We start from the raw sequence: 17,090 nt of genomic DNA, 5'->3' as shown, positions 1-17,090 counted from the left end.
GCTGATGGAACAGACTCTTCCGGTGAAACTGGCGTTTCAGATCAGTCAGATCTTTCTGAGTCTTGAAAGTCTGAGACGTTCTATCGCTCTGGTCATTGAGAAATTGCCCAAAGGCGAAAATGGAGTTCCGGAAGAAGAGCCGTTCACGGAATTGCTGGCGATCGAAAATGAGGTAGCCATTGAGCCCATTGATTCAACAGAGCTTTTTAAAGCGCTCGATATCATGACGCCAAGACAAGCCATGGCATTAGTACCGATTCTGAAAGGAGGTGGACAATGAGTATCCTGCCATTACAAATCAGTCAGCGCGTTCTGACTGGTTCTGATCTCAATCCGATCTTTTCCGGAGCGCAGAATATCGACTCGATCAAAGTCACTTTTGATGCTGAGTGGAGCGGATTTGCCAAAACAGCAGTCTTTTCCAGAAATGGACTGGACTGCTATTTTTCTGATCTGGACAATTCTGGCCAGACCCTTATTCCTACAGCTGTCCTTGAAGAGTCCGGAACGATTTTCATTGGCATCATGGGCGAGAAAGGAAACCAGAGAATCACTTCCTCCCTCGTTCGATACCGTGTTGGTGAGGGAGCCAGTGTGACTGATCTTCTTGATCCCGATACGGTTCACTCGTTGATGGATCTGGTGAATGAAGCTCTTGCGGATTCTGGAGGCATCACCGGAAAGCGGACAGGAACAACCTTCACACCTTCCGTTTCTTCTGCCGGTGTCATTTCATGGACCAATGATGGTGGATTGGATAATCCAAGTCCGGTCAATATCAAAGGTGCACAAGGAGTCGGCGTACAGTCAGTCTCTGTTTATCTAGCCAGATCGACAAGCAGCACCTCCGCACCAACCAGCGGCTACTCGACAAGTGTCCCGACGCTTACGTCTAGCTACCGCTATCTTTGGGGCTATTTACGATTCACGCTGACCAATAACCAGACAACAGAAACAGCCAAAATGATCATGGGTGTTTACGGAAATACAGGAGCACAAGGTCCCTCCGGCGTTTCACCAACCTTGAGTGCAACAAAGGCGGATAAAACAACAACCATTACGATCACAGATGCTAACGGGACCAGAGAGCTCGCTCAAATCCTAGACGGAATCGATGGAACCGATGGAAGTGATGTCACCAGCAAGATTTCCAGCATTGTCCAGTACTATTGCCGCTCTTCCAGCAATTCAACAGCTCCTACTGCCACTTCCGGATGGAGTACAACCCTTCCAACTCTGAGCTCTTCTTATCCGACGATGTGGACGTATTTCAAAGTGAACTACGAGGACGGTTCAAGCGTAGACAGCCAACCCGTGCTGATTGGAAATTACAACGAACGGTTAAGCTCTGTGAGCGCCTATTTCCAAGTTACCTCGACTTCCGATACGCCCTCAAGCTCTGCTTCGGGATGGACAACATCGGTTCCAACCCTCACATCCGGCAGTCCTTATCTTTGGTGTCATTTGCGCTTTACGTTCTATGCCCATCGATCTTCTTCCACCCATGTTGTTTACTCGAATGTATTTCTGCTGCGAACTTACCAGGCCTCCGGATCAGCATCCGGTCTGATCTTGAACTACACCGGATATCAAAGCACGTTGGATACAACCCAAGGCGACGCAGCACTATCTGCTATCCAGATGGGGATCATGCCGGTGATCTTCACCAACAACAACTACTACCAAGTCATCTTTGTCGAGCCGTATGAGGTCTGTGGCCAAAAATGCTTGAAGTTGTACTATCCATCCACATCGTGTTCGTCCACTTGCATTCTCAACTGTATTGAGTGGAGAACATCGGCCTAGGAGGTGATAAGGATGGTCGATATCAAAATTGTTGCTTCCCGCCAGCGTGAGGAGATGGCGGAAAACTTACGAGATACTCTGGAACTTACCGATCAGGATATTTTCTATGATGAAAGCACCGAAACCGGAAACCCCTATCTTCCAGTCAAGCAAACCTGGCTTCTTCCTCATGAGGAAGGAGTTACCCACCGAGTCGTGTTGAATGATGATGTCCAGGTATGTAATGGATTCAAACAGATCATTGAACAAATGACGCAGTCACATCCGGATTGTGCCTTTTCACTTTTCACTATGGCCTTTGACGGAGATTGTTACGACGACTTCATTAGCGGACTGGATAGCCCCTATATCCGGCACGACTGGTCGATGTGGGGATGCGCCATTTTGCTGCCAATAGGTATTGTCGAAGAATGCTTCAACTATATCGAGGCCGTCTTTGGTGAAGGTGTTCTGGAAAGCCATGGAATTCTCAGCTTTCTCAAACACAAGCAGATTCCGGTGCTCTCCACGATTCCGATAACTGTTCAGCATATTGGGGATGACTCTTTGTACGATCCCAGCCTTCCGGTGCGTCGAAGCAGCCGGTTTGAAGAAAATCCAACAGCAGACTGGACATCCACGAAAGTCGAAGATCCTCCTGTGTTGGAATGGTTCAAGCCCAGGCAAACCGGCAAAGTGGAAGACCGGACAGATCGGATTCTGAATATCTTGAGAGGAGTGAATGTTGATGAATGAAGACGATAAACTGACCCGCTTTTTGCGAAGTCTGATTGTCTTTCTGACCAAAGAGGTCGTAAACGCTGGTGGTGATCCAGCAGAGTTTGATCTTGGCTTTCCGGTGTATAAGCAGAATGCGACTTACAAGGCTGGTGAGATCTTCCGGGATCGGGAATCTGACCAGCCTTTTGAATGCCTTGTCGACTACGACGGAAGCGTTCATCCCGACTGGAATCAATCCGTAGCGACGATCTGGAAGCCGCATCACGGAAAAGACAAAGAGCACGCTTATCCCTGGTCTACGCCTAGCGGAGCTCATGATCTGTACAAATCTGGAGAGTTCATGACTTTCACGGATGGATCTATCTATAAGGCACTTGAAGATACAGCGTTCAGTCCAACGGATCTTCCAACCGCTTGGGAAAAACAAGTATGAAAGGAGATGTTTCAATGAGCAACAAAACGAAAATCTGGATCAAAGCAGCAGCCGTCCGCGCGATCAAAACTGTAGCGCAGACGGCTGTTGGCGTTATTGGAGCTTCTGCTCTGATCACCGAGGTCGACTTTCTTGTCGTCCTTTCTGCCTCCGCACTGGCCGGCCTGGTCAGTCTTCTGACCTCTGTAGCCGGTCTTCCGGAGGTGGAGAATGCCTGAACTGGAAACAAGCATTGTCTGGCTTGGAGCCATTGCAGGAGCGCTGTCTTCTATCGCGGCGCTCCTGTCTTTGGCTTTCAAGCCTTTCTCCCGATTAAAAGAGAGAGTAGCCACTCTTGAAGAAGAACTGCGGAATCTCAATGAACAGCTCGCTGAACACCAGGACAAACTCAACAAAGACCATCACAGCTTTCTTCTGCAGCAGGATGTGAACCGGTTATTGCTGGAATCTACTTCTAACCTGCTCAAGCACAACGTGGATGGCAACAATACAAAACAGATGATGGACTGCGCCAGACGAATCGACGATCTCGTATTCGCGCGTGGCAGCAGCATTAAGGAGGAACTATGACCTATTCGACACTGATCAACGGATCGACACCGATCTACAATAAATGCAATCCCAGAACTTCCAAAATCACCAGGATCACTCCCCATCACATGGCGGGAAACATGGATGCTGCAGCCTGTGCTATGTACCATCGCGATTGTGATCGACAGGCATCAGCAAACTACTATATTGGAACCGACGGTACCATCTGGGGCGGCGTTCCGGAAGAGTTCAGAGCCTGGACGTCCAGTTCCTGGGACAATGATAATCAGGCCATCACCATCGAGGTGGCCAACTCTGCCACAGGAGGAAACTGGCCAATCTCTGATGCCGCGTTCAATTCTCTGGTCAGACTGTGCAAAGACATCTGCCAGCGGTATGGTATCAAGCTTTCCTGGACTGGCACCACAACCGGAACTCTGACCTGCCATGATATGTTTGCCGCTACCAATTGCCCAGGTCCATATCTGAAATCGAAATTCCCAGAGCTGGTGAAACTGGTGAACGGCAGTACTGTGAGCAACGAGCCAACACGAAAATCCGTTGACGTCGTCGCAAAGGAAGTCATCAACGGAAAATGGGGTAATGGAGATGATCGGAAGAGCCGGCTGACAGCGGCTGGCTACGACTACAATGCCGTTCAGGCAAAGGTCAACGAGCTGCTGGGGCAGAAAGCGAAACCTACTGCTCCGGCAAAGAAGTGCAATGATGTGATTGCCCAGGAAGTCATCAATGGCAAGTGGGGCAACGGAAATGACCGAATCAACCGTCTGAAAGCAGCAGGGTATGATCCTAATGCTGTCCAGGCTTTAGTCAACCAGAAGCTCGGGGCTTCAAAAAAATCTGTCGATAACGTTGCTAGAGAAGTCATTGCTGGGAAGTGGGGAAACGGACAGGATCGAATAAACAGGCTGAAGCAGGCTGGTTACAATCCGGTTGAAATTCAGAATCGGGTAAATCATCTGTTGGGCTAAGCACAAAGGCCAGCTAGTCTTGCTCCTGTAGGAGAGTAAGGCTTGCTGGCCAATTTTTTAATCACCTAAAGCTTTAGTAATTAATGTTTGGGAAACAAATTTTACCGTATCGAGTAATAACGGTTGTCCTTTTTCGGTAATCATCTTTTTTATTTTATCCCATCTAGTTTTTTCACGAACAGTTTCAAGGTATTCATGGCCTTCCCAAGTCAAATCCCCAACCTTGAAATAATAGATTTGATTATCAGCATACTTTACACTATAAGACGAAACAAGATTTCTCTGATGAAGTAAGTCACAATGGTAAGCAACTTCTTCAGTAGAGTGATTAGGAATTTGTACTTCGCGGTTTAGAACTTCTCCATAATTTTCTTTTGCTTCCAATTTCAGCATTATTTCTCTAATCAAATCTAAGTCTAGCTTCATTTCAGTTCTCTCCATTTTATATAAATTGTAAATACGTTATCCAGGGTTTGATACGTTTTTTTTCAGCTCGAGTCATGCTGGCAGATTCATAAGAGAAGCTGATAACGCTAGCTTTGTAGTCAGCAGCTAGAATAGCGTTATCTTTTCCAGGATTTATATATTTTCCCAGTCTATTCCTATGAGTTCATCTTCTTCTGGTTTTCGAACGTTAGGAATCATTTCTTTTTCACAGGAACCAAACGCTGCAAAATTCTCTCTTCCTTCTATTAATGAAACGTTGTTTGCTCCGCCCCGATAGCTCGGATTGTCTAGTTGAATAGGATCGTCTTCCCAGAAGCAAACTGGACAGATATCATAGGTGCCATTTGGCCTTTCACCGAAGGTAAAATATCCGCAGCATGGGCATTTGAAATTCCAGCCTCTAGGATCAGCCCCATCAACCGTTTGTGAAAAGGCTTTCTCATTGCATTCACATGTCCAGCTAATTCCGAAATATATCAGAGTTGGTTTAGTCAAATGCTCAATCCTATAACGGATGCCCTCATGGTTCATTTCTGCATCAAAGTTAAATTGGCCATTCCACCAAAAACTACGCTTACGAAGGTACTCAATTCCTTTTGCGGCTCCAAGTGTAATTTTTCCAGTTTCAGAACAGAAGCTTGCTGCTTTAATCTCTGACCCGCTATAAAACTCAACACAATCCGCAACCAGACCGTCAATTTGGCAAAGCAAAACATGTTCTTTTTCATCGGGGTTCAACTCAATAACAATTCCATATCGCCCAGATAAATCAGGATAGGATTTACCAGTATAAAGTTGCTGTGATTTATACTCCAGTGGAGATCCATCGAGAATAATTGAAACGGGGCCAAACGGTGTTTTTAACACAACATCACCTCTCAATAAATAAGGATGTTCACTATTTTGCGAGGAAACAACTGTATCCAGACTAAAACCCTTTATTGATCACTCTGATCAGGCTTCAATTTCGTGCTAGGAATAAATTAACAGCAAGCAAATCAGCTGTCCTTGAGCTCTGCTATATTATTAAACCTTAATACCAGGCTGCCATACCATGTTCCAGAATGGTTTCAGCGTTGTAGCTTTTGATAATCTTACGAATGGCATGACTTCCATAAAATGTCCATTGCATTTCTTCCGTAGCGGTTGGCCATTCTTCTTCCGTCAGCTCAGGCTTTCCAGCTTCAATGCGCATTCGATTCATGGAGTCTCTCATACTGTTTTGCTCTTCTACAGATGATGAACACCAGAAATCAGCTTCAGCCAGTTCGAGATCAACTTCTTCTGCTATTCGATCAATGATTACTTTACCTGGCTTTTTGGTCCTATCATTTTCTGGCCAATAATTATAAACGATACAATTGTCATCTTTTTCAATTAATTCAAACGTGACCATATAATTCTCCTAACCCCCTTTTCTTTGAACGATAAAGTAGTTGATTATTTTATTCAATCATTATCTGATCTGACCTGTTTCAGGTTCAGATCTTTTTTTCTATCAAAACATCCTTTTTCCTTCTTCACCAAGGCTACCCAATGAGGGTAATGCAAACATTCAATCAGAAAATTCGAAATTTTTTTCTGAAAACGTCCGATTTTGCCTATTCCCGAGGCTACCAGTTGAGGGAAGCAGTAAGCCCTCTGGAAAGGAGGAAAACCATGAAGCAGAACCTTCATATCTGCGTTTCAAAGCAGCGGATGGAACAGAGCGCCATCAGCTGCAGAAACATTACCATCCGTGAGCGTCTTCTGAACTTTCTGTTTGGAAGAAAGCACCAGATCACCATCCTCGTTCCTGGTGATGCAATCGAGGAACTTGAGATCACGAAGTCGAAGAAAGGAGAACCCGTATGTGCGAAGTAAATGTAAACACCGAAAACCTGAAGAGTGTGATCGCTGACCTGGAAAGTTTAACCAATCACCTCAAAGCTATGCTTCAAGAACCGCCTGAATCGAAAACCGCTCAGAAGAAGAATCCGGATTCCAAAAAACCAAAGGCGGAAAAGAAGAATTGTTCTCTGGAAGAAGTCCGTGCAATTCTCGCTGAAAAAAGCAGAGCGGGCTTAACCGCTAAGGTGAAAGAACTGATTGCCAAATACGGTGCAGACAAACTGTCCGATGTAGATCCGAAATACTATGCGGATCTGACCAAAGAAGCAGGAGAACTTGCCAATGGCTAAGCATGCAAAGCTTTCACCGTCCAGTTCCCATCGCTGGCTCGAATGCACGCCCAGTGCCAATCTGGAAGCCGAATTTGAAAACAAGACCAGTCCGGCAGCTGAAGAAGGAACAGCCGCTCATGCCCTTTGCGAACATAAGCTGAAACGGGCATTGAAGAAGAGAAGCAAACGTCCTGTTTCCGGCTATGACAGCGATGAGATGGAAGAATGCAGCGACGCTTATGTTCAGTTTGTTCTTGAAAGCTATGAAGCTGCAAAACAGAACTGCAAAGATCCGCTGATCATGATCGAGCAGAAAGTCGACTTCTCAGAATATGTGCCGGATGGATTTGGCACTGCCGATTGTCTGATCGTATCGGACGATAAGCTCCATGTTGTTGACTTCAAATATGGAACCGGAGTTCTGGTTGATGCCAAAGATAATCCGCAGATGAAATGCTATGCGCTCGGTGCTCTGGCCCTGTTTGATTCTCTTTACGACATTCAGGAAGTCTTGATGACTATCTTTCAGCCGAGAAGGGAAAACGTCTGCACCTGGACTATCCCAATTCACGAGCTCCTACAGTGGGCTAATGAGGTTTTAAAGCCAAAAGCACAGCTGGCCATGAAAGGTGAGGGTGAATTTCATTCCGGCCCCTGGTGCACGTTTTGCAGAGCGGAAGCCAGATGCAGGGCGAGAAGTGAAGAAAAGCTTCAGTTGGCACAGGAAGAATTTAGACTTCCGCCACTGCTTACAGATGAGGAAATCGAGGAAATACTGGCTGTCATTCCTGAGCTTACCAAATGGGCCAATGGCCTTATGGCTTATGCATCTGAAGCCGCGATTGAACATGGAAAGCAGTGGAAAGGCTTCAAGGTTGTAGAAGGCCGTTCAAACCGTAAGTACAAGGATGAAACCAAGGTGGCTGAAGCCTGCAAAGAAGCAGGATATACCGATATTTACCGTCAGTCTCTGATCCCGCTGACTGAAATGGAAAAGCTGATGGGAAAAGAGACTTTCAAAAAAATCCTGGGTGATTTCATCATCAAGCCCCTGGGAAAACCAACTCTCGTTCCGGAAACGGATAAGAGAAAAGCCATAGAAGAGAAAAACGCGAACAGCGAATTTAAGGAGGAACAGTAAAATGGCAAAAGCAAATAAAACAAAAGTGATTACAGGACGCAACACTCGTCTCTCATACTTCCACGGATGGGAACCCTCATCCATCAACGGTGGACCGGAACGCTACTCGACATCTGTCCTTATTCCGAAAGACGATAAGGAAACGGTCGATGCCATCAATAAAGCGATTGATGCAGCTATCGAAGAAGGAATCGCAAAATTCGGTGGAAAGAAACCCAACAAAGCGGCGATTAAGCTTCCGCTGCGCGATGGGGATGCAGAGCGAGAGGATGAAGCCTACAAAGGTCATTACTTCCTGAATGCCAATTCAAAGACTGCACCGCAGATTGTGGATAAGTCCATTAATCCGATCCTGGATCGTGACGAAGTATACAGTGGATGCTACGCACGTGTTTCTCTGAACTTCTACGCTTTTAACTCCAACGGGAACAAGGGCGTAGCTGTAGGCCTTGGAAACATCCAGAAAATTCGAGATGGAGAATCGCTGGGAGGTCGATCTACAGCGGCTGAAGATTTCCAAACTAAAGCGGATGATGACTTCCTGAACTAGGTACTGAGAAGGTTACAGATATGAGTGATTTATTTGAACTTTCCCTTCAGTGGGATGTGATCTTCCTGTTTGCCATCTTCATTGAGGTCTCAATCATCGGCTGGTGGAACATTTTCTCTTCCATCCTGAAGTGGATTCAGAAAAAGCTGGAAAAGAAATGGCTTCGTGAGTTTGAAGAAGAACAGAATGCCAGAAACCAGTAGAACATGCGGAGGGGAATCGTCCTCTCCGCTATTTATATATGGAAGGAGAAGCAGATGAAAAACATCAGCATCGATATCGAAACATTCTCCAGCGTGGATCTTGGAAAATGCGGAGTTTATAAATATGCGGAAAGTCCTGACTTCGAGATTTTGCTGTTCGGATATTCCGTTGATGGAGGACCCGTTCAAGTTGTGGATCTTGCTTCAGGAGAGCAAATCCCATGTGAAATTCTTGCAGCTCTGATGGATTCAAAAATTCAGAAATGGGCTTTCAACGCTCAGTTTGAAAGGATCTGCCTGTCAAGATATCTGTCAGATCTGGGAGTGGCTATCGGAACAGGAAATGGATATCTGAACCCTGACTCCTGGTTTTGCTCCATGGTCTGGTCAGCTACATTAGGACTTCCACTTTCGCTGGAAGGTGTGGGAGCCGTTCTGGGATTGGAAAAACAGAAGCTGACAGAAGGAAAAACTCTGATTCGATATTTTTGCATTCCCTGTTCACCTACTAAAACCAATGGGGGAAGGGCTCGAAATTATCCGACAGACGATCCTGAAAAGTGGAAGAAGTTCAAAGTCTACAATTTAAGAGATGTTGAAACCGAAATGGGCATCCAGTCAAAACTCTCCCGATTCCCGGTCAGCGGCAGCATATGGTTGGAATACCATCTGGATCAGGTCATCAATGACAGAGGAATTGGCGTAGACATGCCCTTTGTCCACAGCGCAATAGACCTGGATGGAATCAGCAGAGAACTGCTGACTAATGAACTTCAGAAAAAGACAGGACTCGAGAATCCAAACTCTGTCATGCAGATGAAAGAATGGCTTTCTCAGAACGGTCTGGAAACAGACACGCTGGGGAAAAAGGCTGTTGAGCAGCTGATTAAAGAATCTCCGGAAGATCTGGCTGAAGTTCTGAAGCTTCGGCAGCAGCTGGCCAAAAGCAGCGTCAAGAAATATACGGCCATTCTGAATGCCGTCTGCAGGGATTCCAGAGTGAGGGGTATGTTTCAGTTTTATGGAGCCAACCGCACTGGCCGGTTTGCTGGCCGATTGGTTCAACTGCAAAATCTGCCTCAAAACCATATGAGCGATCTTGAAGCAGCCAGAGGGCTGATCAGGGTCAGGGACTATGAGGCTGTCAGTCTGCTCTACGACAACATTCCTGATACACTTTCGCAGCTGATCCGGACTGCCTTTGTCCCTCAGAATGGAAACAAGTTCATCGTTTCTGACTTCTCTGCTATCGAAGCCAGAGCCCTGGCCTGGCTGGCTGGGGAGCAATGGCGGATGGACGTATTCGAGCAGGGTAAAGACATCTACTGCTCCAGTGCCTCCCATATGTTTGGGGTTCCGGTTGAAAAGCATGGAATTAACGGTCACCTGCGCCAGAAAGGGAAGATTGCAGAATTGGCTCTTGGTTATGGCGGCTCAGTCGGTGCCTTAAAAGCAATGGGTGCTCTTGAAATGGGACTTTCTGAAGACGAGCTTCAGCCTCTGGTAAATGCCTGGAGAAATACAAATCCGGCCATCACTGATCTCTGGTGGGAAGTGGACCGCTGCGTAAAAGAAACCGTAAAATACCGGGTTCCAACGAAAACGCATGGAATCCGATTCAGCTATGAAAGCGGGTTTCTGTTCATCACGCTGCCATCTGGAAGAAGACTAGCCTACGTAAAGCCGAGGATTGGGAAGAATCAGTTTGGCAGCGAATCCGTTACATATGAAGGAGTAGGCGGAACCAAGAAATGGGAACGTCTGGAAAGCTATGGTCCGAAGTTTGTCGAAAACATCACTCAGGCAATAGCCAGGGACATATTGATGTATTCCATGAAGACTTTGGAAGGCTATGCTATCACAGCTCATGTTCATGATGAGCTGATCATCGAATGTCCAAAAGAAACGGACCTCGACTATATCTGCAAACAGATGGGAAAGACGCCACCCTGGGCGGATGGACTTGTTTTGCGAGCGGATGGATACGAATGCGAATTTTATAAAAAGGATTGAGAAACGTCCTGAATCACCTCCTGCGACGGCTATCTGGTAGGAGGTGATTTCTTATGGAAGAAACAACAGTTACCAGAGTGGATGAAGGAACCAAAATCAAGCAGACAAGAAAAATCCAGATGCCGCAAGAGCAGCTGATTGCTGACTGCCATTATCAGATGGCTCAGAAAATGTCCAGAGCACTGCTTGAGAACGGGCTGATCAGCAGGGATGAATTTCACCGGATAACGGTAAAGAACAGGGAATCATTTAAGCCTTATCTATCGGAAATAATGCCGGAATTAAGTTGATAAGCCCCGAAGAATACGCAAATATGTGCTGACAGAAAGGAGGTCGTCATGACAAAAACAATCACAAAAATCGACACAGGCGAGCAACAGCTGAGGGCGTCGAAATTGAAAGTCGCAGCCTATTGCCGCGTGTCGACTTCCACTGCAGATCAGCTGATCAGTCTGGATACACAAAAAGCACATTACGAACGATATATTCGATCGAATCCGGAATGGGATTTTGCAGGAATCTACTATGATGAGGGCATTTCTGGAACGAAGAAGAAAGAGAGATACGGACTTCAGAGTTTAATTCAGGACTGTGAACTTGGGAAGATTGACCTTGTTTTAACCAAATCCATCAGCAGGTTCAGCAGGAATACTACCGACTGCCTTGAGCTGGTCCGAAAGATGATTGATCTGGGTGTCAGGATCATATTCGAAAAGGAGAACATTGACACGGGAAGAATGGAAAGCGAGCTGATGCTTTCGATCCTGAGCAGCATGGCCGAAGATGAATCTCATTCCATTTCTCAAAATATGAAATGGGGTATTCAGAAACGGTTTCAGGATGGAATCTTCAAGGTTTCTGTTCCTGCCTTTGGCTATGAAAAAAAAGGCGGTGAAATGGTGCCCAATCCTGAACAGGCAGAAGTAGTGAAACGGATTTTCGAAGATTCAATTAATGGTAAAAGTACTTATCAGGTAGCCAGGGAACTGAATGAAGAAAATGTTAAAACCCAGCGGGGCGGGAAGTGGCATTCGACAACGATTGGAACGATTCTCAGAAATGAAAGTTACACAGGTGACGCTCTATTCCAAAAAACCTATACCGACGACAGTTTCATCCGCCACATAAATTATGGTGAGAAAAATATGTACCTGATTGAGAACCATCATGAAGCCATCATCAGCAAAGAAACATTTGAATTAGCAAACAGAGAACTTGAGCGGAGGGCGGCTGAAAAAGGCCATAAAGTTGGGAATGGAGTATACCGAAACCGCTACTCCTTTTCCGGAAAGATATATTGCTCGGAATGCGGAGAAAGGCTGAAGCGTGTAAAACACTGTGAGTCAGGACGGACGTTCGTGCTCTGGTCCTGCAAAGGTCATCTGGGTGATAAAAACAGCTGTTCCCTGAAGGCAATCAAAGACGAGGATTTGAAGACGGCTTTTCTTACCATGCTGAATAAACTGCGGTTTTCCAGAGAACAAATTTTAAAACCCCTGATGCGGAGCTTACAGGGATTCGATGACCAGGAAAACCTTCTAAAAATCAGCGCGGTTGAACAGAAACTGGAAAAGAATATTGAACAGCAGAAGGTGCTGGCGCAGCTGATGGCAAACGGAATTCTCGAAACTGTGGTTTTCACCAGGGAAAGAAGCCGACTGACTGAAGAGCAATTGAATCTTGAGAAGGAGAAAGCAGAACTTAAACAGTCAGTCACGGGAAATCGAAACCAGATCGACGAATTAAGAAAGCTGAATCGTTTTCTATCCGCGGGGGAAATGCTGGATGAATTCAATGAAACACTTTTCGAAGAATTCGGAGCACACATCAATGTTTTTTCCAGAACTGAGGTTGAGTTTGTATTGAAATGCGGATTAAAGCTGAGGGAGGTTCTATAGCATGAATGCTCATATTCCTTTCGGCTACCGCATTGAAGAAGGTAAAGCAGTAATCGATGAAGAAAAAGCAGAACAACTGCAAGTACTGTTTCAATCCTGCGCTTCCGGTTTATCCATCCTTGAATCCATACGCATTTCAAAAATTCAAAAAACCCACAGTCAGGCTGGAAAGTATCTGCAGGACACCAGATATTTAGGCACAGATTATTATCCAAAAATAATCGAAAAATATGTTTTCAATCAGGCACAGCTGGTCCGAAATGAGCGTAACAAGAAGCTTCGAAAAGGTGGATGGAGGAAGCCTGAAGCAGAGAACAGGCCAGGGAAGGTTTTTAACCTCGGAGAAGTCCCAAAGCGTTTTACCGATCCGTTTGAACAGGCATCTTATGCATACAGTCTGATAGAAAGGATGGATTGAAATGAACAGAACAGTAACGGTTATTCCAGCCAGAAGAAGAACCGGCAACCTTGTCGCAAAAGAAACCAGACCGAAATTGAAGATTGCAGCCTATTGTCGAGTAAGTACTGACAGCGATGAACAGGCTACAAGTTATGAAGCCCAGGTGGAGCATTATAAAAGCTTCATCAGCCGAAATGACGAGTGGGAATTTGCTGGAATCTATGCCGATGATGGCATTTCTGGGACCAACACGAAGAAAAGAGAAGAGTTCAACCGCCTGATTGAAGACTGCATGCTTGGCAGAATCGATATGATCATCACTAAATCCATCAGCCGTTTTGCCAGAAATACCCTGGACTGCCTGAAATTCATTAGACAGCTGAAGGATAAAAACATTCCGGTTTTTTTCGAAAAAGAAAACATCAATACGATGGATTCCAAAGGAGAGGTTCTGCTGACCATTATGGCAAGCCTGGCCCAACAGGAATCAGAATCATTGAGCAAAAACGTCAAGCTTGGACTGCAGTTTCGGTATCAGAATGGTCAGGTCCAGGTTAACCATAACCGCTTCCTCGGATATACAAAGGACGAGGATGGAAAGCTTGTCATTGAACCAAAAGAAGCCGAAGTGGTCAGACGGATTTTTTATGAATACCTTCACGGATACAGTTTGAAGAACATCGCAGACGGCTTGCAGAAGGATGGGATTCTTACAGGAGCGGGTAAAGAAAAATGGCGCGCGGAAACGGTTCGCGGGATCTTGTGCAATGAAAAATATGCTGGTGACGCTCTTCTTCAGAAAACCTATACAATCGACGTTCTTAATAAGAAACGAGTCGCGAACAAAGGCATTGTTCCTCAGTACTATGTCGAAAACAGTCATGAAGCCATCATCCCCAGAAATCTTTTCATGCAGGTTCAGGAAGAGATGCTGCGAAGATCCAACCTTCATGCCGGCAGAGACAATAAACGGAGATGCTATTCCAGCAAGTATGCCTTATCGGGCAAAGTCTTCTGCTCGAAATGCGGAGATACTTACCGTAGGATTTCCTGGAATAACAGGGGAAAGCGTACGGTTGTGTGGAAATGTGCGACCAGAGTAGAAGGTGGCCCCAAAGCCTGTAACGGCGAGATTATTCAGGAAGAAGAGCTTCATCGATCGGTGATGGAAGCCATTAACCAGTCAATTGGAAACAGGGATTACATTTTGGATATTCTGGAGACAAATATCGAATCTGTTATTTATTCAAGCAGGGATGGCGAAATTGAGAGAATTGAAAACGAACTTGAAAATCTGCAGACCGAACTGCTAAAAAAGGCTAATTCTCATCAGCCTTATGACGAACTTTCTGATGAGATTGACCGATTAAGGGAAGAAAAGCAAAACATTCTGACTGAGAAAGCCAATCAGGAAGAAATCAAAAGACGTATTGAGGAGATGAGAAGTTTCCTTAAAACCCATCTGACGATTCTGGATGAATATGATGATGGAGTGGTCAGAACGATGATTGAAAGAATAACAGTTTATGACGACGAATTTGAATTCATGTTCAAGTCGGGAATCAGCCTTGATATTGAGAGATAGATCATAGAGTGCCTGTTTAAAAGGGCACTTTTTTGTTGTTTAATAAAAAATATCACTAGTGAAGAAGCGTATTCGAAGGAGGAAATATATTGACCGAAAAGCAGTTCAAGGAGAACCTGATCAGAATGATTGAAATTTCGTACGAATATCATAAAAAAGAAATTGCTGATGCGCTGAAAGAGAGCAGATTCGAATTTGAAAAAACTGGCGACTTTACACATCACAAATGGAACTATTTTTGTGAGTATTTAAACATTTATACTTCAATCGACAATATTGAAGTTTTACAGAATTATCAGCCTTTTATTCTGAGGGAAGCGGAAAAATGTTACGAACCGGATGGTAACTATGAGTTAATGAACGTCCGCTTTAAACCTGGTTCTGGGGAAGAATATGAGGATGTTTCTCAGGAAATTCACTTCGAAGATATTGAATCGAAAATTGTAAACGAGATTCGAGATGCCAAATATCTAATATGGATTGCGATGGCGTGGTTTACAAATGAAACTTTGTATAAAGAATTGATCGCAAAAAAGGAACAGGGAGTGACAGTAGAAATCATTCTTGATAACAACGAAATTAATGACCGGGCAGCTTTCAGACTTGAGGACAATTTCCCAACCCATAGAATTTCGATTAACTCGTGGTACCCCAATTTGATGCATGACAAGTTTTGCATTATAGATTTGAATACCGTCATCCACGGCTCATTCAATTGGACTAAGCGGGCCAATTACAATAAAGAAACTATCAGCATTGATCACAATAGAAATACGGCTGAATCTTTTGCAGACGAGTTCATCAAGCTTAAGCAGCTAGCCCGATAGATTTATTCCCACAAACAGAGCTTTCCCTAAAATCCGCATTGATTTATTCTCACAAACGGAAAGGTCAAAATGACAGACTTCCTGTACTGTCGATCCACATTGAATCGCTCGTACTGCTTCAGAAAGATCCAAAAGCTACAAAGAAGCCGGAAAAAGCCGGAAACGCTAACGGAAGAAGAGCCCAAAGAAAGCCGGGTCCATCCTGCGGCAATACAAAACCGGAATCCCGTCCGGCAAGAGAGCTCAATCCGTACGAAAAGGCACTGGCCGAATATAAAGCGTCTTTACGCAATAAGCGAAAGAAATAAGAAAGAAATAAAAGGAAAGAAATAAAAGAAGGAACAGAAAAGGAACTGCAAAACGGAATACAGAAAAAGCCGAGCCGTTTTGCCGTTCTGCTTTGAACTGGAAGACAATTCCAGGTTTTCTTTTCGTCTTTATGGCGGCAGAATTTTTCACCTGCTTTTTTAGGAAAGGACAAACGTTCGTTCCAATACAATCAGCACGTTTTCTCGGACAGATCCTGCCTCAGATATTCTGGAAAACCGTGCAGGAAAATCCGAAAGATAAAGGAGTTATGTATGATAAAAGCCGCTTTTTTTGATATTGATGGAACACTGCTTTCGCACGAGCTTCATGATGTACCGCAGTCTGCCAGGGACACGGTAGAAAAAATGAAGGAAAAGGGCATTCACTGCGTCATTGCTTCGGGCCGTTCGATGGTCGAATACGAAGCACTGAAAATCGGAAATATGAAATTTGATGCCTACATCCTGCTGAATGGGCAGCTGATTCTCGATGCCGGCAAGCAGGTTCTTTTTGAACATCCCATTACAGGCGAAAGCAGGGAGAAGATTCTGAAGCTTTTTAACGCGAAGGAAATTCCGATGGTTCTCGTGGAAAAAGAGAGGATTTACATCAGTTTCGTCAACGATCACGTCCGCTTTGCGCAAAAGGCGATTTCCACGCCGGTTCCGGAAGTCCTCGAATACACAGGCAATCCGATTTATCTCGCAATCGCGTTTATTCCAAAGGAAATGGAAAACGAAATGCGCGCTAAACTGCCGGACTGCATGCTGACGCGCTGGAATGACTACGCGATGGATATCGTTTCGAAAGAAGGCGGAAAGAAAGCCGGCATTCTTGAGTATCTGCGCCAAATGCACATTGATCCGTCCGAGACGATCGCGTTTGGGGACGGTGAAAACGATTTTGAAATGGTTGAAAGCGCGGGAATCGGTGTGGCCATGGGCGATGCGGAACCCCATATTCGAGAAATCGCCGACTATGTTACCGCAGCGGTCGAAGACGACGGCATTGAAAAAGCCGCTCTGCATTTTGGACTGATCGATCCAGAATAAAACAAAACAGCGGGTGGAGAT

General features: G+C 45.2%; 23 protein-coding genes. 19 read left to right on the top strand and 4 right to left on the bottom strand.

Annotation, left to right across the window (positions count from 1 at the left end; genetic code table 11):
* From ACLUYS_RS02240 to ACLUYS_RS02210, 7 genes are all read left to right on the top strand, one after another.
* A partial coding sequence (locus ACLUYS_RS02240; protein WP_412658884.1) for a hypothetical protein occupies positions 1–280 on the top strand: 280 nt, incomplete at its 5' end.
* Positions 277–1,806, top strand: coding sequence for a hypothetical protein (locus ACLUYS_RS02235; protein ID WP_412658882.1), 1,530 nt, complete (start codon positions 277–279; stop codon positions 1,804–1,806). The genes ACLUYS_RS02240 and ACLUYS_RS02235, both read left to right, overlap by 4 nt.
* A 12-nt stretch (positions 1,807–1,818) precedes the next feature.
* On the top strand, positions 1,819–2,541 hold the full coding sequence (locus tag ACLUYS_RS02230) for a hypothetical protein (protein WP_412658881.1): 723 nt from the start codon (positions 1,819–1,821) through the stop codon (positions 2,539–2,541).
* Positions 2,534–2,959: a hypothetical protein gene (locus ACLUYS_RS02225; protein ID WP_412658880.1), complete on the top strand. Its 426-nt coding sequence runs from the start codon at positions 2,534–2,536 to the stop codon at positions 2,957–2,959. The genes ACLUYS_RS02230 and ACLUYS_RS02225 overlap by 8 nt, the downstream gene beginning before the upstream one ends.
* A gap of 14 nt (positions 2,960–2,973) precedes the next feature.
* Positions 2,974–3,177: a holin gene (locus ACLUYS_RS02220; RefSeq protein WP_075821150.1), complete on the top strand. Its 204-nt coding sequence runs from the start codon at positions 2,974–2,976 to the stop codon at positions 3,175–3,177.
* A complete protein-coding gene (locus ACLUYS_RS02215) occupies positions 3,170–3,529 on the top strand; it encodes a hypothetical protein (protein WP_412658878.1) in 360 nt (119 codons plus the stop codon). Before ACLUYS_RS02220 ends, ACLUYS_RS02215 begins: the two co-directional genes overlap by 8 nt.
* Positions 3,526–4,482, top strand: coding sequence for an N-acetylmuramoyl-L-alanine amidase (locus ACLUYS_RS02210; protein WP_412658876.1), 957 nt, complete (start codon positions 3,526–3,528; stop codon positions 4,480–4,482). Before ACLUYS_RS02215 ends, ACLUYS_RS02210 begins: the two co-directional genes overlap by 4 nt.
* 57 nt (positions 4,483–4,539) lie before the next feature.
* On the opposite strand, the gene ACLUYS_RS02205 is transcribed toward ACLUYS_RS02210, so the two are convergent.
* The 3 genes from ACLUYS_RS02205 to ACLUYS_RS02195 form a co-directional block, all read right to left on the bottom strand.
* A complete protein-coding gene (locus tag ACLUYS_RS02205; protein ID WP_412658875.1) occupies positions 4,540–4,908 on the bottom strand; it encodes a DUF2513 domain-containing protein in 369 nt (122 codons plus the stop codon).
* A 153-nt stretch (positions 4,909–5,061) separates the two neighbouring features.
* Complete coding sequence (locus ACLUYS_RS02200; protein ID WP_412658873.1) at positions 5,062–5,796, bottom strand: CPCC family cysteine-rich protein; 735 nt, start codon at positions 5,794–5,796, stop codon at positions 5,062–5,064.
* 166 nt (positions 5,797–5,962) lie between these two features.
* Positions 5,963–6,325: a hypothetical protein gene (locus tag ACLUYS_RS02195; RefSeq protein WP_412658871.1), complete on the bottom strand. Its 363-nt coding sequence runs from the start codon at positions 6,323–6,325 to the stop codon at positions 5,963–5,965.
* Between the two features lie 263 nt (positions 6,326–6,588).
* Here ACLUYS_RS02195 and ACLUYS_RS02190 point away from each other — a divergent pair, with 263 nt between their 5' ends.
* From ACLUYS_RS02190 to ACLUYS_RS02140, 11 genes are all read left to right on the top strand, one after another.
* On the top strand, positions 6,589–6,792 hold the full coding sequence (locus tag ACLUYS_RS02190; protein WP_075818775.1) for a hypothetical protein: 204 nt from the start codon (positions 6,589–6,591) through the stop codon (positions 6,790–6,792).
* On the top strand, positions 6,780–7,109 hold the full coding sequence (locus ACLUYS_RS02185) for an rRNA biogenesis protein rrp5 (RefSeq protein ID WP_412658869.1): 330 nt from the start codon (positions 6,780–6,782) through the stop codon (positions 7,107–7,109). The genes ACLUYS_RS02190 and ACLUYS_RS02185 overlap by 13 nt, the downstream gene beginning before the upstream one ends.
* Positions 7,102–8,232, top strand: a complete 1,131-nt coding sequence (locus tag ACLUYS_RS02180) for a DUF2800 domain-containing protein (protein WP_412658868.1) — start codon at positions 7,102–7,104, stop codon at positions 8,230–8,232. Before ACLUYS_RS02185 ends, ACLUYS_RS02180 begins: the two co-directional genes overlap by 8 nt.
* A gap of 1 nt (position 8,233) precedes the next feature.
* Positions 8,234–8,782 carry a DUF2815 family protein gene (locus ACLUYS_RS02175; protein ID WP_412658866.1) on the top strand — a complete coding sequence of 183 codons (549 nt, stop codon included), beginning with the start codon at positions 8,234–8,236 and terminating at the stop codon, positions 8,780–8,782.
* A gap of 20 nt (positions 8,783–8,802) precedes the next feature.
* On the top strand, positions 8,803–8,985 hold the full coding sequence (locus ACLUYS_RS02170; protein WP_412658864.1) for a hypothetical protein: 183 nt from the start codon (positions 8,803–8,805) through the stop codon (positions 8,983–8,985).
* 54 nt (positions 8,986–9,039) lie between these two features.
* Entirely contained in the window at positions 9,040–10,998 is a 1,959-nt protein-coding gene (locus tag ACLUYS_RS02165) for a DNA polymerase (RefSeq protein WP_412658862.1), read from the top strand.
* A gap of 53 nt (positions 10,999–11,051) precedes the next feature.
* Entirely contained in the window at positions 11,052–11,288 is a 237-nt protein-coding gene (locus ACLUYS_RS02160) for an SHOCT domain-containing protein (RefSeq protein WP_412658860.1), read from the top strand.
* Between the two features lie 48 nt (positions 11,289–11,336).
* On the top strand, positions 11,337–12,896 hold the full coding sequence (locus ACLUYS_RS02155; protein ID WP_412658858.1) for a recombinase family protein: 1,560 nt from the start codon (positions 11,337–11,339) through the stop codon (positions 12,894–12,896).
* Between the two features lies 1 nt (position 12,897).
* On the top strand, positions 12,898–13,314 hold the full coding sequence (locus tag ACLUYS_RS02150) for a recombinase (RefSeq protein WP_412658857.1): 417 nt from the start codon (positions 12,898–12,900) through the stop codon (positions 13,312–13,314).
* 1 nt (position 13,315) lies between these two features.
* A complete protein-coding gene (locus tag ACLUYS_RS02145) occupies positions 13,316–14,881 on the top strand; it encodes a recombinase family protein (protein ID WP_412658855.1) in 1,566 nt (521 codons plus the stop codon).
* Between the two features lie 125 nt (positions 14,882–15,006).
* Complete coding sequence (locus tag ACLUYS_RS02140; RefSeq protein ID WP_412658853.1) at positions 15,007–15,708, top strand: phospholipase D-like domain-containing protein; 702 nt, start codon at positions 15,007–15,009, stop codon at positions 15,706–15,708.
* 118 nt (positions 15,709–15,826) lie between these two features.
* On the opposite strand, the gene ACLUYS_RS02135 is transcribed toward ACLUYS_RS02140, so the two are convergent.
* A complete protein-coding gene (locus ACLUYS_RS02135; RefSeq protein ID WP_412658851.1) occupies positions 15,827–16,207 on the bottom strand; it encodes a hypothetical protein in 381 nt (126 codons plus the stop codon).
* Between the two features lie 82 nt (positions 16,208–16,289).
* Here ACLUYS_RS02135 and ACLUYS_RS02130 point away from each other — a divergent pair, with 82 nt between their 5' ends.
* Positions 16,290–17,069, top strand: a complete 780-nt coding sequence (locus ACLUYS_RS02130; RefSeq protein ID WP_230267108.1) for a Cof-type HAD-IIB family hydrolase — start codon at positions 16,290–16,292, stop codon at positions 17,067–17,069.
* The last annotated feature ends 21 nt before the right edge of the window (positions 17,070–17,090 follow it).

The sequence above is a fragment of the Allobaculum sp. genome (assembly GCF_047010065.1).
In the GTDB taxonomy this organism is placed as follows: Bacteria; Bacillota_I; Bacilli_A; order Erysipelotrichales; family Erysipelotrichaceae; genus Allobaculum; species Allobaculum fili.
Note: the sequence above shows the minus strand (reverse complement) of the source record. Positions and strands in the feature narration are given on the sequence as shown.